This window comes from Nocardia sp., assembly GCF_025465275.1.
In the GTDB taxonomy this organism is placed as follows: Bacteria; Actinomycetota; Actinomycetes; order Mycobacteriales; family Mycobacteriaceae; genus Nocardia.
This window is the reverse complement of the sequence record NZ_JAODNK010000181.1, coordinates 43,912-59,034: the sequence shown is the minus strand read 5'-3', so window position 1 is coordinate 59,034 and position 15,123 is coordinate 43,912. Positions and strand designations below refer to the sequence as shown.

The 15,123-nt window shown below is 66.1% G+C and carries 16 protein-coding genes and 1 riboswitch; of the genes, 5 read left to right on the top strand and 11 right to left on the bottom strand.

Going from position 1 to position 15,123, the window contains the following annotated elements; genetic code table 11:
* Positions 1 to 25: 25 nt before the first annotated feature.
* Positions 26 to 862 (top strand): LLM class F420-dependent oxidoreductase, encoded by an 837-nt coding sequence (locus JWN03_RS37450; RefSeq protein WP_297625554.1) that lies wholly within the window; start codon positions 26 to 28, stop codon positions 860 to 862.
* 106 nt (positions 863 to 968) lie between these two features.
* On the opposite strand, the gene JWN03_RS37445 is transcribed toward JWN03_RS37450, so the two are convergent.
* The 7 genes from JWN03_RS37445 to JWN03_RS37415 all read right to left on the bottom strand — a co-directional run bounded on the left by JWN03_RS37445 (position 969) and on the right by JWN03_RS37415 (position 6,320).
* Positions 969 to 1,637 (bottom strand): DUF998 domain-containing protein, encoded by a 669-nt coding sequence (locus JWN03_RS37445; protein WP_297625551.1) that lies wholly within the window; start codon positions 1,635 to 1,637, stop codon positions 969 to 971.
* Between the two features lie 299 nt (positions 1,638 to 1,936).
* Complete coding sequence (locus JWN03_RS37440; protein WP_297625548.1) at positions 1,937 to 2,188, bottom strand: hypothetical protein; 252 nt, start codon at positions 2,186 to 2,188, stop codon at positions 1,937 to 1,939.
* A gap of 39 nt (positions 2,189 to 2,227) precedes the next feature.
* On the bottom strand, positions 2,228 to 3,301 hold the full coding sequence (locus JWN03_RS37435; RefSeq protein WP_297625546.1) for a DNA polymerase domain-containing protein: 1,074 nt from the start codon (positions 3,299 to 3,301) through the stop codon (positions 2,228 to 2,230).
* Positions 3,298 to 4,413: an ATP-dependent DNA ligase gene (locus JWN03_RS37430; RefSeq protein WP_297625543.1), complete on the bottom strand. Its 1,116-nt coding sequence runs from the start codon at positions 4,411 to 4,413 to the stop codon at positions 3,298 to 3,300. The genes JWN03_RS37435 and JWN03_RS37430 overlap by 4 nt, the downstream gene beginning before the upstream one ends.
* Positions 4,414 to 4,527: 114 nt before the next feature.
* Positions 4,528 to 4,923 carry a cold-shock protein gene (locus JWN03_RS37425; protein ID WP_297625539.1) on the bottom strand — a complete coding sequence of 132 codons (396 nt, stop codon included), beginning with the start codon at positions 4,921 to 4,923 and terminating at the stop codon, positions 4,528 to 4,530.
* Between the two features lie 43 nt (positions 4,924 to 4,966).
* Positions 4,967 to 6,067 carry an SPFH domain-containing protein gene (locus tag JWN03_RS37420; protein ID WP_297625536.1) on the bottom strand — a complete coding sequence of 367 codons (1,101 nt, stop codon included), beginning with the start codon at positions 6,065 to 6,067 and terminating at the stop codon, positions 4,967 to 4,969.
* A 19-nt stretch (positions 6,068 to 6,086) separates the two neighbouring features.
* Positions 6,087 to 6,320, bottom strand: a complete 234-nt coding sequence (locus JWN03_RS37415; protein WP_297625533.1) for a hypothetical protein — start codon at positions 6,318 to 6,320, stop codon at positions 6,087 to 6,089.
* A gap of 214 nt (positions 6,321 to 6,534) precedes the next feature.
* Between JWN03_RS37415 and JWN03_RS37410 the strand changes: the two genes are divergently transcribed.
* Positions 6,535 to 6,756, top strand: coding sequence for a hypothetical protein (locus JWN03_RS37410; protein WP_297625530.1), 222 nt, complete (start codon positions 6,535 to 6,537; stop codon positions 6,754 to 6,756).
* Positions 6,753 to 8,285, top strand: a complete 1,533-nt coding sequence (locus tag JWN03_RS37405; protein ID WP_297625528.1) for a DHA2 family efflux MFS transporter permease subunit — start codon at positions 6,753 to 6,755, stop codon at positions 8,283 to 8,285. Before JWN03_RS37410 ends, JWN03_RS37405 begins: the two co-directional genes overlap by 4 nt.
* 59 nt (positions 8,286 to 8,344) lie before the next feature.
* On the opposite strand, the gene JWN03_RS37400 is transcribed toward JWN03_RS37405, so the two are convergent.
* From JWN03_RS37400 to JWN03_RS37390, 3 genes are read right to left on the bottom strand one after another with little or no spacing between them, the layout of a single operon-like run.
* Positions 8,345 to 9,661 (bottom strand): ABC transporter ATP-binding protein, encoded by a 1,317-nt coding sequence (locus JWN03_RS37400; RefSeq protein ID WP_297625525.1) that lies wholly within the window; start codon positions 9,659 to 9,661, stop codon positions 8,345 to 8,347.
* A gap of 11 nt (positions 9,662 to 9,672) precedes the next feature.
* Positions 9,673 to 11,403, bottom strand: a complete 1,731-nt coding sequence (locus tag JWN03_RS37395) for an ABC transporter permease (protein WP_297625522.1) — start codon at positions 11,401 to 11,403, stop codon at positions 9,673 to 9,675.
* A complete protein-coding gene (locus tag JWN03_RS37390) occupies positions 11,400 to 12,101 on the bottom strand; it encodes an MgtC/SapB family protein (RefSeq protein ID WP_297625519.1) in 702 nt (233 codons plus the stop codon). The genes JWN03_RS37395 and JWN03_RS37390 overlap by 4 nt, the downstream gene beginning before the upstream one ends.
* 197 nt (positions 12,102 to 12,298) lie before the next feature.
* Positions 12,299 to 12,471, bottom strand: a riboswitch (M-box (ykoK) riboswitch).
* 94 nt (positions 12,472 to 12,565) lie between these two features.
* On the opposite strand from JWN03_RS37390, the gene JWN03_RS37385 reads away from it, so the two are divergent.
* A complete protein-coding gene (locus JWN03_RS37385; protein WP_297625516.1) occupies positions 12,566 to 12,973 on the top strand; it encodes a helix-turn-helix domain-containing protein in 408 nt (135 codons plus the stop codon).
* 61 nt (positions 12,974 to 13,034) lie between these two features.
* On the opposite strand, the gene JWN03_RS37380 is transcribed toward JWN03_RS37385, so the two are convergent.
* A complete protein-coding gene (locus JWN03_RS37380; protein WP_297625513.1) occupies positions 13,035 to 14,390 on the bottom strand; it encodes an MFS transporter in 1,356 nt (451 codons plus the stop codon).
* Positions 14,391 to 14,703: 313 nt separating this feature from the next.
* On the opposite strand from JWN03_RS37380, the gene JWN03_RS37375 reads away from it, so the two are divergent.
* Entirely contained in the window at positions 14,704 to 15,123 is a 420-nt protein-coding gene (locus JWN03_RS37375) for a VOC family protein (protein WP_297625510.1), read from the top strand.

The window sequence follows — 15,123 nt, the reverse complement described above, 5'->3', positions numbered from 1 at the left end:
CGCGCCGCCGCTGTTGGCCGCAGGTATGGCCAATGAACAGTTCGGGAAGTTCGGTGTGTGGCAGCCGCATTCGACGGTGACGCCCGAAGCGGTACGTGAGCTGGAACAGCTCGGTTACGGCACGGTGTGGCTGGGCACCTCCCCACCCGCGGACTGGGACGGCTTCGATGCGCTGTTCGCCGCCTCGGAGTCGATCAGCATCGGCACCAGCATCGTGAATATGTGGTCCACACCCGCCAAGGCGTCCGCCGACCTCTTCCATCGCCTGGAGAGCAAGTTCCCGGGCCGCTTCCTGCTGGGCATCGGCGCCGGCCACCGCGAATTCAACGATGGCTACACCAAACCCTATGACGCCCTGGTGAACTACCTCGACGAACTCGACGAGGCAGGCGTCCCGAAGAACGGCCGTGCTCTGGCCGCCCTGGGCCCCAAGGTCGCGACACTGGCCCGCGACCGCACCGCCGGCGCCCTGCCGTACCTCACCACCCCCGCGCACACCGCGGACCTGCGCGTCCTCTTCGGCCCCGACACCCTGCTCGCCCCCGAGCAGAAGGTCGTCCTCGAGGAAGACCCGCAACGCGCCCGCACCATCGCCCGCGAACGCGCCGGCTACTACCTCAACCTCGCCAACTACGTGAACAACCTGCGCCGCTACGGTTTCGACGACCAGGACGTCACACCCCCCGGCAGCGACCGCGTCATCGACGCCATCGCCCCCCACGGCACCCCCGACCAGATCGCCGACGCCATTACCGCCCACCTCCGCGCCGGCGCCGACCACGTAGCCATCCAAGTCCTCGGCGGAGACAACCTCCCCGCCCTGCGCACCCTGGCTCCTCTGCTCGCCGCCCGCGCGAACTAGCGGTCCAAGCGCAGGCCGTCTGCCCGGCGATCGAGTTCGGGCGCCCGGCAGCGGGCCGACCCCCGACCCGGCTGGTCCTGATAGCAGGTGCGCGCCCGCCTCGTTGTTATGCCCTGGCGCTGGGCAGATCTGGTTGCCCGGCGCTCGGACTGGCCGTCATGCGGGCTGGGCGCGTGATGGATCGATTCGCCGGAACCACAAACACTGCGACAGCCGCGAACTCGACCGCCGTCGCGAGCAGCAGCCGCACGCTCAATCCGGACGTGCTCGGCCACGCGACCAGGACCAGTACGAGCACCGGCGCGAGGATCCACCGCCAGCGCCGGGTCCTCGCACGGCGAATCAGCGCGATCGCCAGCACCAGCCACCCGAATTGGGCCACGCTGAAGCCCACCTCGTGCAGGATTCCGTGCCAGCTCATATGCGCGGGCGCGCCGTCCGGTGCGCCCGGCGGAAACCCGGCGCCCGGGTCGGTGACGAATATCCCCGCCACGATCAACCCGGCACCGAACGCCGCCACCGCCACCGGAATTACCTTGCCTGCCAATCCCTCTCGGCGCAGACCCACCCCGCAGGCAGCAAACAGCACGCCCGCGGCGATGAAGTTCGCCATCTGGATCCAGCCCAGCGGCCCTAGGCTCAACAGGCTGATCGGGTGCCGCCCCAGCTCGAATCCGGTTCGCGTGGCGGCCTGGATCAGCACCGCCGCGAGGAACAGGGGCCCTGCGACGACACCACATCCGAGCAACGTGGACGTTTGCTTGTTCTGACGCATTCCAACTCGCCTCGTCTCGTTCGAGAAATCTCCCGTGTGAGACGTCGAGACGGACATGTCGATCCGGACATCGGTTGGATTCCACCGCACCGGATCGGTCGGAACCTGGCACGTGCGCCCGGCTCGGAAGCTGGACGACGACACGGTAAAGGCCGCGACGCCGTCGAGCACCCGATCAACAACGTCAGCGACATGAACTCTCGGCCGGAACCGCCCGAATCACCCTCTATCAGGCGATATCTCGAACGTGGATTTCGCCGACTACTGCCGGAAGTCGATGTCCACCTCCGGGCAGCGCTCTAGAGGCGCGGGTCGTGGACCAGCAGGAAGCCCGAAAGGGTCAGCGACTGGTCAGGTTCGCGGTCGGCGTCGGCCCAGAATTCGCGGCCGGGTAGTTCGTTGGCGGGCAGGCCGGCCTGGGTGGCGATCTGGGCGGCGGGCCAGCCCAGGGGTGTGCGCGCGGGATGCCAGGGGGTTTCGAGGTAGGCGAGGGCGCTGTCGCTGTCGCCGAATACCAGGACGCACCGCACTCGCACCCGCTCTGTTGCCACCAATCCATCATCGCTCTTGCAGACGGCGGCGCGCACCGGTCATTGCGGGGCCGAGTCACTGTCCTTGCGGGCGCGGCTGGGTTGCACGCGGGACGGCTCGTTCGGCATTTTCGGATATTGCGGTGGCCACGGGGCGTCCATCAACCCGGCGGCCATGTCCTTGTCGGACATTTCCAGCAGGGGCGTGAGGGATTGCGGGGTGCGGTCGGCCCAGGGGTCGCCCAGTTCGGCGAGGCGCGCGGGGACGGTCGCGATGGTCATATCGTCGTTGGTGACCGAGGCGAGCGCGTCCCAGCTGATGGGGGTGGAGACCTGCGCGCCGACCTTCGGGCGCACGCACCAGGCGCCGAAAACTGTTTTGTGCGGGGCGTTCTGGTTGAAGTCGACGAAGACGCGGGAGCCGCGTTCCTCCTTCCACCACTGGGCGGTGATGGTGTCGGGGTGGCGGCGTTCGAGTTCGCGGGCCAATGCCACTGCGGCCGAACGCACTTGGTAACCGTCCCACTGCGGTTCGAGCATGGCGTACAGGTGCAGGCCGCGGGAGCCGGAGGTTTTCACGCGCACGTCGATACCGAGTTCGCCGCACAAGTCGCGGGTGTGTACGGCGGCGGCGCGCAGATCGTCGAAACTGATGCCGGGGGAGGGATCCAGGTCGATGCGCAGCTCATCGGTGACGCCGGTGGGCGGCAGCACGGCGCCGGCGGCATCGAGAACCGGCGGCGCGGTGCTCACCAGATCTGCACCGGCATGGGTGGGCCAGACGTGAAAACCCAAGCAGCCCAGGTTCACTGCCCACAGGATATGTGCCATATCGGCGGCGACCAGGGCGTCGCTGGTGGTTCCGTTCGGGGTGGATACGACCGTGGTCTGCAACCAGTCCGGCACCGATTTCGGGACCCGCTTCTGGAACCACGACTTGCCGCCCGCCCCCTCGGGATAGCGCTCGAGCAGTACGGGGCGATCCTTGATGGTGCGCATGATCGGTTCGGCGACCGCGAGATAGTAATTGGCCAGATCCTGTTTGGTCTCACCGCGTTTGGAGAAGTAGATCTTGTCGGGGCTCGACAGGGTGACGCTGCGGCCGTCCACCTCGATCTCGATGGAATCGCTCATCGCGCAGTACCTTTCGCCTCATCGAAGATGGCCGACAGTTCGGCCGGGGCGACCTCGTCGAGCTGGGCGTAGGTGCACGACTCGGGTGTGCGGTCGGTGCGGAAACGCGCGAGCCTGCCGCCGTGCCGGAAACGTCCGGCCATCACATGCTCATAGCGGACTTCGGCGACCAGTTCGGGCCGCAACGGTTCCCAGGACAGATCCTTGCCGCCGGTCCAACGGCTCACTCCGCCCGGCATTTTGCCGTCGGCCCGCGCTTGCGCGGCCGCGTCCGCCCACTCGCGCCAGGGATGGTTGTCGAGCGCGCCGACACGCAACGGTGCCAGCTCGCCGACGAGTTCCTTGCGGCGGGCGGCGGTGAAACTGCTGGCCACCCCGACATGATGCAGATTGCCCTCGGCGTCGAAGAGCCCCAGCAGCAGCGAGCCGACACCTTCGCCGTCCTTGTGCCAGCGAAATCCGGCGACCACACAATCGGCGGTGCGCTCGTGCTTGACCTTGAACATGACCCGCTTGTCCTGCAGGTACGCCAGATCCGCGGCCTTCACCATCACCCCGTCGAAGCCCGCGCCCTCGAACCGGGTGAACCAGTCCTGCGCCACGTCCGGATCATCGGTGAGGGGTGTGAGATGAATGCGGGTGACCCCGCCTTCACCCGCGCCTTCGCCGCCACGCTCGAGCACGGTCTCGAGCAGTCGCCGTCGCTGCGAGAACGGCTCCTCGGTGAGGTCGCGGTCCCCGAGCGCCAGCAGATCGAAGCCGACAAAACTGGCCGGAGTCTCCACCGCCAGCTTGTTCACCCGCGAGGCCGCCGGATGCAGCCGCTGCTGCAGGGTGTCGAAATCCAGGCCGTTTTCGGTGACCACGACGATCTCGCCGTCGATCACGCACTGCTGCGGCAGCAGTTTGCGGAAGATCTCCACCAGTTCCGGAAAGTACCGGGTCAGCGGGCGATCATTACGCGATCCGAGTTCGATCTCGTCCCCGTCGCGGAATACGATGCACCGGAACCCGTCCCACTTGGGTTCGTAGCGCAGTCCTTCCTCGCGCGGCAGGGCCGAGACCGACTTGGCCAGCATCGGTTTGACCGGTGGCATTACGGGCAGCTTCACACGACCTCCTCGGGTTGGGTTCACCCAGGTAGACGGCGCGACCGGCCGAAACTCACCGGTCGGCTGCCTCCCACGAAGATCGTACGGCCGTACCGGTCTGTTTCGCGGTACTGCTCAGCTTTCGAGCCAGCCGTGCTGATCGGCGAATGCCGTCAGCCTGTCCCGGATGGTCAGTATTTCCCCGGCGGTGAGCGCGGGGCTGGCATCCAGGAGCAGTTCGGTAATGAGCCGGCGATGTTCGGCGGCACTGAGTGGCCCGCCGCCGACTCGATCCTTGACCTTGTGGGCGCGCACCGGCGGCGGCGCACCGGCGACCAGAGCGAGATTGATGGCCTTGGGCCCCCGATCGCCCTCGGTCACGTCGAATTCGAACACCCGCCCCTGCCGCAATTCGTCTTCATCCAGCCCGATGTCGTTCACATGAACGAACACGTCCGGCCCGCCGTCTTCCGGACGGATGAAACCGAACCCCCGAGAGCTGTCGAACGACACCAATTTCCCGATGGACACCTAAACACCTGCTCCTCGTCGCCGCGTCCCTCTTGCGGCAAGCCTAGTCCGCAGCACGATCATTATTGGAAGAAAGTGCCTTTTGTAACGAATTGAAAACCGTAAGGCCCTGGCCCACCATGCCGTTGACGAGTTCGCCCACGCCTTCGGGACCATTCAGCACGGTCAGATTGGCATTCGCCAGCCCCGCCGAGGCCGCCTTCACGATCTCCGGAAGCTGTTCGATGAGCAGCTGATCGAGCGCGATGCGGTTATTGGAGGAGGCCGCCTCGGCCTGGATGCGCGTGCGATCGGCTTCGGCGACAGCCAGGATGCGCACCCGTTCCGCCTCTGCCAGAGCAGGTTTCACCACTTCGGCCTGCAACTGCTGCTCGCGCAGCTCCGACTGCTTGCGTGCCTGCTCGGCCTGGGCGGTCAGCACGCCCTGCAGGGCGACGGCCTGGGCGAGCGGACCCGACTGTGCCGCTTCGGCATTGGCCTTGTCGATGTCCTGCTGATATTGCGCGCGCAGGATCGAGGTCTCGCGGGCGTATTCGGCCTGCCGGCGCAGCGATTCCTGTTCGGCCTGGGCCGCGGCCTGGGCGGCGGCGGCCTGCGCGATCTGCGCATCGCGCTGGATCGCGGCATTGTGCGGGGCCGCGAGTGCGGTGATATAGCCGAGATTGTTGTCGTCGATGGACTGGATCTGGAAGGAATCGACCGACAGCCCGATATTGCCCATCTCCACCTTGGAAGCCAGCAGCACCTGATCGGCGAGCTTCTGCCGTTCCCGGATGATCTCCTCGACCGTCATCGAGCCGACGATCGAGCGCAGGTGCCCGGAGAAGATGCGCCCGGTCAGTACCGACATCTCCCGCTCCTGCTCGGACAGGAACCGTTGTGCCGCATTGACTATCGACTGTGTGTCATTGGCGACCTTGAACGCGATGACCGCCCGCACATCGAGCTGGATGGCCTGTGTGGTGACGCAGCGTTCCTGGATTTCGGATTCGAACATGGCCAGTGACAGGAAGCTGACCTTCCGGAACAACGGCAACACCCAGGTGCCGTGTCCGATCACCACCCGAAACGGCGCATTTTCCTTGGGCCCGCCACCACTGACGAGCATTGCCTCGTCCGGATCGGGCACATGGTAACCCAGCACTGTTGTCTCCCTCGATGTCTCAGAAATCCCCACGATGGTCGTCCGGGAGTGGAATCCACGGCACCACATCCACGATCCGCCCCGGATGCACGGCCACCACCAGCACGCTGGCGCCGGTGTCGATCACCTGGTCGGCTCGTGCGATGTACAGCTCTGTTCCCCCTCGGATTGCGACCAGCACCTCTCCGAGCATGTGCTCGCCCCGGATCGGCGTCGTCAGCGTACCGGTCAGTCCCAGTACCGGGTCGGACATCGCGGCCAACTCCTTGTATTTACGGTGAAGTACCAGCGTAGTTGGCGTGGCGGCCACTGGCCGGACCGTGCGGTCTGATTTTGCGACCAAATTGATAACTGAAGCTTTGCGACCACTCGGTATCATTTGGGGGCCGCCGAGCGGCGATCGTGTTTCGCAGTGACGAAAGGATATCGTCCTTGGCCCTGGCTACCCACCTCGTGACACCGCCCCCGTGGGCGGCAAAACCATTGCGCTGGAACAGAATCCGAGAACCATCTCGGAGCTTCGGGAATGCGCCGAGGTGGCCGCGGAAGCAATCGCGGTGAACATTGTCCGGCAACAACAACGGTCGCCCGCTCCCGCTCTCGTGAAAGGTGCCGAAAATATGCCTGCGCGTGTCGATGTGAAATCGATCTGGTTCCCTGGCGGTCGAGCTGGCAGGCTGAAGCGGTGACCACCCCTCCGGATATACAGGCCGCGGATTCGGCCAACGATAAATTGGACGCCCGCGTCTTCAAGATTGCCGGCGTCGTGGTGCTGGGCGCCATCATGTCGATCCTCGATGTGACCGTCGTGACCGTGGCGATTCCCACGTTCCAGCACGATTTCAGCACCACCTACGCCGTCGCGGCCTGGTCTATGACCGGCTACACCCTCGCGCTGGCCACCGTCATTCCGCTCACCGGCTGGGCGGCAGACCGATTCGGTACCAAACGCCTCTACATGGCGGCCCTGATCTTCTTCGTGCTCGGCTCCATCCTGTGCAGCTTCGCGTGGAATATCAGCTCGCTCATCGGATTCCGTGTGATCCAGGGCCTCGGCGGCGGCATGCTCATGCCGCTGGGCATGACGATCATGACTCACGCGGCCGGCCCGCAGCGCATCGGCCGCGTCATGGCGGTGCTGGGCGTGCCGATGCTGCTGGGCCCCATCGCCGGCCCGATTCTGGGCGGCTGGCTGATCGACAGCTTCAGCTGGCACTGGATCTTCCTCATCAATGTGCCGATCGGCATTATCGCGCTGGCATTGGCGTGGATCGTGTTCGACGCCGACCGGCCCGAACCGTCGGAGAGTTTCGACTTCCTCGGCATGCTGCTGGCCTCACCGGGCCTGGCACTGTTCCTGTTCGGTGTGTCCTCGATTCCGGGTGAGGGCACCGTCCTGGCGGCGAAGGTGCTCATACCGGCGATCGTCGGCGCGCTACTGCTGGTGGCGTTCGTCTTCCATGCGCTGCGCACCGAACATCCACTGATCGATCTGCACCTGTTCCAGAACAAATCCTTGCGCTACGCCGTGCTGACCATGACCTTGTTCGCCATGGCGTTCTTCGGGTCGGGTCTGCTGCTGCCCAGTTATCTGCAGCAGGTGCGCGGGGAATCGACCCTCGCGGCCGGTCTGCTCATCGCCCCACAGGGTTTGGGCGCCATGCTGACCATGCCGATCGCGGGCCGGCTCGTCGACAAGATGGGTCCGGGCAAGATCGTGCTCACCGGTATCGGTGTCATGGTGCTGGGCATGGCATTCCTGACCCAGGTCAAGTCCGACACCCCGTACGTGGCGCTGTGTGCGGCGCTGTTCGTCATGGGTCTGGGCATGGGCTGCACCATGATGCCGACCATGACCGCCGCTATCCAGACCTTGACCCACGGTCAGGTGGCTCGCGGTTCGACGCTGATGAATATCGTCAACCAGACGGCCGGATCCATCGGCACCGCAACGATTTCCGTGGTGCTCACGACCCTGCTCAATCACCGCCCACTGGCGGGTGCGGCCATCGCCTCGCGCTACAGCCCGGAACTCGCGGGCAAGATACCGCCGGACGAGCTGTCTCGGGGATTCGCCGATGGCGCACAGGCTTTCGGCCACACCTTCGTGGTCGCACTGGTCATCCTGCTGCTCACCCTGATCCCGGCGTTCTTCCTGCCCCGGGTCAAACCGAAGAACCCGGAACTGGCCGACGCTCCGGCGATCGCCGTGCACTAGCGATCGCTACACCTCTCGTAGCCGGGCCGCTCCCCTCGAGCGGTCCGGCTACGCTCGTTTCAGGAGGTGGCCGACATACCGGCCGGGTCGGCGGTAATGCGGCCGGAATCGGTGTCGTAGTCGAACAACTCGCCGTAGCGGCCCCATTCGATGGCCAATTCCAATTGCCGGCGCGCATCCTCGTCGGAGAAGCCGCGGCGCAGCAGATCCTGGAAGAAGTCGGCGCGGGCGCTGCCGTCGGAACTGCCGATCAGCGCGCTGCAGATGGTGCGCACCAGGGGAGCGCGGCGGCGGGCCTGGGTGGCGAAGAGGTTCTTGCTGGTCTGGATGTCGGCGGTGGTGAAGTTCGCGCCCACATTGGTGAGGATGATGTCGCCGGAATCGGCGATCAGGAACCCCAGCAGTGCGGCCGCATCGACCAGGGGCAGCAGATCGTCGAGTTCGAAGTTCAATTCGTCGGCGATCACCGGCAGATCGGCGCGACCGTCCTTGGCGTAGACCAATTCCAGCAGACCCGCGATACCGCCGACCGAGGCATCGGGCAGTGGGATGGCGAACGGGGTGCCCGTATCCGGTGTGGCGGCGGCGATTTCGGCATCGCGGCCGGTGAGCAGCCCGTAGATCTGATCGACCATGGCGATGAAACCGGGCGCGCGGCGATTGCGCGGGCGCGGCTGATCCACGACGACCTCGGCGATGATGTGACCGGGATTGGCGCCCAGCACCACCACACGGTCGGCCAGTTGCACGGCCTCCTCGATATTGTGGGTGACGATGCAGATGGCGCGGGTCGGAAAGTCCTTGGTGGTCCACAGATTCACCAGTTCGGTGCGCAGATTCTCCGCCGTCAGCACATCCAGGGCCGAGAACGGCTCATCCATCAGCAGCAGATCCGGCTCCAGCACCAGAGCGCGCGCGAACCCCACGCGCTGGCGCATACCGCCGGAAAGCTCCTTGGGATAGGCGGTTTCGAAACCGTCCAAACCGATCCGGTCGATCGCCTCGAGAGCGCGCTGGCGGCGCTGCGCCGGAGCGACGCCGCGCGCGGCCAACCCCAGCTCCACATTGTCCTGCACGGTCAGCCACGGCATCAGCGCGAAGGACTGGAACACCAGTGCCGCACCGGGATTGGCGCCGGTCAACGGCGCGCCGCGATAGCGGACCTGCCCGCTGGTGGGGGCCAGCAGCCCGGCCACCGCACGCAGCAGCGTGGACTTGCCCGAGCCCGAGCGGCCCAGCAGCGCCACGATCTCCCCGTCGCGCAATTGCAGATTCACGTGTTCGAGCACATTGAGGCGCTCGCCGGCCGCGCCGTCGAACGACATACCGACATCGTCGATATCGATGAGGACTTCGCCGGTGGTTGCGGTCGTCATGTCCTGTCTCCTTAAAACGAGTAGCGGCGCTGCGCGAGGGCGTACAGCCGCCGCCAGAAGAGTCGATTGAGGCCGACCACATAGGCGCTCATGATGAGCACGCCCACCAGAATGCGCGGGCCGTCGCCGACGCTGGTGGCGTCGGCGATATAGGAACCCAGACCGGTCGCCGTCAAGGTGGTGTCGCCGAATTTCACGACTTCGGCGACGATGGAGGCATTCCAGGCCCCGCCCGCCGCGGTGATGGCGCCGGTGACGAAGCTGGGGAAGATGGCGGGCAGGATCAGCCGCCGCCACCACAGGGTGCGCGGCAGCTGCAGACTGGTCGCGGCCTCCCGCAGATCATTGGGGACCGCCGACGCGCCCGCGATGACATTGAACAGGATGTACCACTGCGCGCCCAGGGCCATCAGCACGATGCCCGCCCACTGCAGGCTCGCATTGGTCGCCACCAGCACCGCGCCGATGAGCGGGAACAGGAAGTTGGCGGGGAAGCTGGCCAGCACCTGCACGATCGGCTGCGCGATGCGGGACACCTTGGGGTTCAACCCGATCCACACACCGACCGGCACCCAGATGATGGTGGCGAAGATCAGCACCACGATGACGCGCGCCAGGGTGATCGCGCCCAGACCGGCGGCGTGCAACAGCTCCTCGAAACCGACCGTGGACTGGATGTAGCGCAGCATGAGGAAACAGCCCGCCGCCAAGGCCACCGAAACGATGACCGCGAACACCAGATCATTGGCGCGGCGGCGCTTTTCCGGGACGTACAGCTGGTGCTCGGCCAGGCCGAACACGCGCATCATCCGGTCGATCGGATACACCAGCGGCCCGAAGATCCGGCCCAGCAGCAGCATGATGTGGCTGCGGCGCAGCAGATTCAGCACGAGACTGCGCGGCGCCTGTGCGGATTTGGTGTCCTCGAAGCGGAAACGCTCCACCCACACCGTGATCGGCCGCCAGAACAGCACATTCAAGCCCACCACCATGACGATCATGGCGGCGATCGCCAAAAGCACCTTGCCGGTATTGCTTTCGGCGGCCGCGCTGGCCACATAGGAGCCGATGCCCGGCAGCGCGTATTCGCGATTGTTGACGCTGATCGCCTCGGCCGCGGTGAGGAAGAACCAGCCGCCGCCGAAACTCATCATCGCGTTCCACACCAGCGGGAACATGCCGCTGGGCACATCCAGTCGCCAGAAGCGTTGCCAGCGGGACAATCTCAGATTGCGGGCCGCCTCGTCGAGTTCGCGCGGCTGCGAAACCAGGCTGTGGTGGAACGCGAACGCCATATTCCAGGCCTGCGAGGTGAAGATCGCGAAAATCGACGCGGCCTCCAAACCCAGGGTGGAGCCCGGGAACAGGGCGATGAACCCGGTCACGGTCACCGACAGGAAACCCAGGATCGGCACCGACTGCAGAATGTCGAGCGCCGGGAGCATGACCTTCTCCGCGCGCGGCAGCCGCGCGGCCGCCGTCGCGAAAATAAAGGTGAATACGATCGACAGACCCAGAGCGAGGAACATGCGCAGCAGCGACCGCGCCGCGTAGTAGGGCAACTCGGCGGGATCGGTGGAAATCCTCGACGGTGCGGCCGAATCGTCGAAGGGCACATTCATGCCCTGCGACACCCGCACCACCAGCCAGATCAGGACGGCCGCGCCCGCGAAGACCGCGATATCGGCCCAGCGCGAGCGCGGGCGATCCAGCACGCCGCGCGTGGGATAGGTGGTGCTCATGCCTCGACCTCCGGTTGCGGCACCGTGCGCCAGCCGACGCTGGTGACCGACGGCTCCAAGCTCAAGCGGCTCACCGCGGACTCCATCTGCCGGTCGTCGCGGCGGTCACCGGTCAACTCCGCACGCACCTCCACCCGCCCGGGCACGGTGTTGTGACTGGAGATGGATACGAGCCGGAAGTCGGTGCGCGTCAACGACTGCACCAGCAGTGACCGCACCGCGGCCTCGTGGGCGTCGTCGGTGACGGCGGTGAACGCGTACAGCGCGTCCTGATCGCGATCGACCGGCCGGTCCACCGCGCGGGCGGCGGTGCGCAGCGCGGTATTGACCACCACTACGGCGACTGTGCCCGCGGCGGCCGTGGTGTACATGCCGGCGCCGGTCAGTGCGCCGACCGCGGCCGCGCACCACAGCGTGGCGGCGGTATTGAGCCCGCGGATATTGAACCCGTCGCGCATGATGACACCCGCGCCGAGGAAGCCGATACCGGAAACAATCTGTGCCGCAACACGAGTCGGGTCAGCGTCGCTGCCGCTGAAACCGTGTGCCGACAGCAGCACGAACAGGGTGGCTCCGGCGGAGACCAAGGCATTCGTGCGCAATCCGGCCATGCGTGCCCGGTATTGCCGCTCGAACCCGATCACCGCACCGAACCCGACACCCGCACCGAGCCGAAGCAGCATTTCCCACGTGGTCATGACGCCCTCCAAGTAGAGGTCGGCGCACTCGTGAACGCACGCTACAGGGGTGAAAGCACCGCGCAGCGGAGAAAGGGAGTGTCGCCTGGTGAACGATTGGCTAACGGAACTTTGTCCGGTCCATCGGGCATGACACTCACCTCCCAGCCTGTCTGCGAGCGCGCCGAGGGAGTGGTTTCCGGCGTGCATCGCCGAACGGTGACCACCCTCGTAAGACCTTTGGCACTCCACGGCGTAACCCACACCAGGCGTGGGAGCCGGTCGGGATCACCCCTTAATCCGGGGAGACCTGTCCTGACCCGGGGCGTCTCTCGACGTTCGGGGTCGCCGGCCTATATCCGCAGAGGAGCCTCAGCTAACGACGGCACCTTGCGGTTGCGAGTAAACACCCTGGTCGCTGCATTAGGCAACCCGGTGTGGCGGCCGTCGCATCTTTGTCGCCCGGTGGCGGCATACTCGTGCACGTGGTTTCTGTTCCGATCGCACGGCATCTGCTGCGGGCCAAGGATCTGGCCGACGCGCGCTACGGCGAGCCGCTCGGTGTCGCCGATATGGCCGCCGCGGCCGGATTGTCGCGCGCGCATTTCAGCCGCGAATTTCGGCGCGCATTCGGCGAGTCACCTCACAGCTATCTCCTCACGCGGCGGCTGGAACGCGCCGCCGCGCTACTGCGCAGCACCGATCATTCGGTGGCCGATATCTGCTTCCGGGCCGGCTGGCAGAGCGTCGGCTCCTTCACCACCACCTTCACCCGCACCTACGGGCGCTCACCGACCGCGTACCGCGCCGCCTACCCGCCCGCCGCCCAGCACGCGCGCGTCCCCTCCTGCATGGTGCGCTTCTTCGGCCGTCCGCAGAACAGTCCGTCCTGACGGGAAAGCCGTTCTCCGACAGGCGAATCGGACCTCGTGTGCCGCAAACGCGGGCGGCCGGTCACGCGCTGACGGCCGAGCCTCGCGAATCGGCGGCAGGCCCGGCCTTCGCGATGATGGGTATCTCGCCGGAATCGGGCACGTCAGTGCCGCGCAGCGAGGCGCCCGCGGTCTCGCGCAGGAAGGCCCAGGCGATCAGGCCGATACCGCAGCCGAAGACCATGTAGAGCGCCGGGAACAGGGTCCAGCCGGTGCCGTCGATGACCGCCTCGTTCACCAGCGGCGCGGTGCCGCCGAAGACGGCGGTGGACACGTTGTAGCCCAGCGCGAATCCCGCGTAGCGGACATGGGTCGGGAAGATCGCGGGGAAGGTGGCGGTGATGGTCGCCAACTGCGGCAGATACAGCAAGCTCAGCGTCACGAAACCGAGGACGGCCCAGACGGTTCCGCGTCCCATCAGCCAGTACATAGGGACAGCCAGCACCGCCAGGCCGATCAGCGAATACAGCCACAGGGGCCGGCGGCCGACGCGGTCGGACAGGCGCCCGAAGAACGGCAGCGCCGCCATCATGATCAGCTGGCCCACCAGCATCATGGCGGTGGTGGTGGATTCACCCATGCCCAGGGTGTGCTGCAGATAGGTCGGCTGATAGGTCAGCAGGGTGTAGTTCGCGATATTGAGCGCGACCACCAGCCCGGCCAGAGTCAGCAGCTCGCGCCGGTAGTCGGTGAACAGCACCCGCAATCCGGTCGGCTGCTGCTGCTGGGCCTGCACCTCGGTGAAGACCGGGGACTCCTCCAGGCGCGAGCGCAGATACCAGCCGATGAGCCCGAGCGGCACGGCCAGCAGGAACGGAATGCGCCAGCCCCACGCGTACATGGCGTCCGAGCCCAGCACCAGCTGACAGGCCAGAACCACGGCCGAACCGCCGACAAAACCGCCCAGGGTGCCGAATTCCAGGAAGCTGCCCAGGAACCCGCGCCGGCGATCACTGCATGTTTCGGCGAGATAGGTTGCGGCGCCACCGTATTCACCGCCGGTGGAAAAACCCTGCACCACTCGCAGAGTGATCAGCAGGATGGGTGCGAGCACCCCGGCGGTGGCGTGGCTGGGCAGGATGCCGAGGGCGCCGGTCGCGGCCGCCATGAGCAGAATGGTGGCGGCCAGCACGGCTTTTCGGCCGACCCGGTCGCCGAGCGGCCCCCACACCATGCCGCCCAGCGGGCGCAGCAGGAACGACACCGCGAAACCCAGCATGGTGCCCAGCGCGCCGAGATGTCCGGGAAAGAAGGCGGCGGTGATGTAGGTGGCAGCCGCGGCATACACGCCGTAGTCGAACCATTCGGTGGCGTTGCCCATGGCCGCTGCGGCCACCGCACGGGTCTGCTGTGCGGATTTCGGGTCGCGGGTCGACATGCACGCCTCTTTTCCCTGATCGCGAGTATCGGTCGGGTGCGGGGGGAGTTCTGGAACCCACACGAAGACTCGACGTACCCGGGAGTCTGTTTCAGCAAACGCGAGCCGCTACTCCGCGTTCGGGAAGGATCGGCGGCTACCAGCGGGTTCAAGGGGTTTGTGACATGGACCACACTGGCTCGAATGTGACGGGCAAATCGAAGGCCATCGGGCTGCGCGCACACGACAAAACAGCACGTTTCGAGAAGACCCCGCCGGTATCGGCGCATTAGCGTTCAGCATGTCGACATCAGGTCCACATCAGGGAGAAACGATGAAAATCACCAGCGTGCAACTGTGGGTCCACGACCAGGCCGCCGCACTCACCTTCTATACGGAGAAGGTCGGGATGGAATTGCGCAGCGATGTCACCATGCCGGAGATGGGCGACTTCCGGTGGCTCTCGGTCGGTCCGGTCGGGCAGCCCGATATCGACATCGTCCTCATGGCCATTCCCGGGCCGCCGGTCATGGACTCGGCGACCCAGGCGCAGGTGCGCGACCTGATGTCCAAGGGCTATGCCGGAGCGGTCTTCCTGACCACCGACGATGTGCAGCGGGACTTCGAGGCACTGCAGTCGCGCGGCGTCGAATTCACCGAGAAGCCCCAGGAGCAGGCCTACGGTATCGACTGCTCCTTCCGGGACCCGTCCGGCAACAACCTGCGCCTGGCGCAGTTGCCCGCCCAGGCCTGA

Coding starts and splice junctions, on each gene's coding strand:
- JWN03_RS37450 (WP_297625554.1), top strand. CDS start 26: ATGGCCAATGAACAGTTCGGGAAGTTCGGTGTGTGGCAGCCGCATTCG.
- JWN03_RS37445 (WP_297625551.1), bottom strand. CDS start 1,637: ATGCGTCAGAACAAGCAAACGTCCACGTTGCTCGGATGTGGTGTCGTC.
- JWN03_RS37435 (WP_297625546.1), bottom strand. CDS start 3,301: ATGAGCGATTCCATCGAGATCGAGGTGGACGGCCGCAGCGTCACCCTG.
- JWN03_RS37415 (WP_297625533.1), bottom strand. CDS start 6,320: ATGTCCGACCCGGTACTGGGACTGACCGGTACGCTGACGACGCCGATC.
- JWN03_RS37400 (WP_297625525.1), bottom strand. CDS start 9,661: ATGACGACCGCAACCACCGGCGAAGTCCTCATCGATATCGACGATGTC.
- JWN03_RS37395 (WP_297625522.1), bottom strand. CDS start 11,403: ATGAGCACCACCTATCCCACGCGCGGCGTGCTGGATCGCCCGCGCTCG.
- JWN03_RS37390 (WP_297625519.1), bottom strand. CDS start 12,101: ATGACCACGTGGGAAATGCTGCTTCGGCTCGGTGCGGGTGTCGGGTTC.
- JWN03_RS37380 (WP_297625513.1), bottom strand. CDS start 14,390: ATGTCGACCCGCGACCCGAAATCCGCACAGCAGACCCGTGCGGTGGCC.
- JWN03_RS37375 (WP_297625510.1), top strand. CDS start 14,704: ATGAAAATCACCAGCGTGCAACTGTGGGTCCACGACCAGGCCGCCGCA.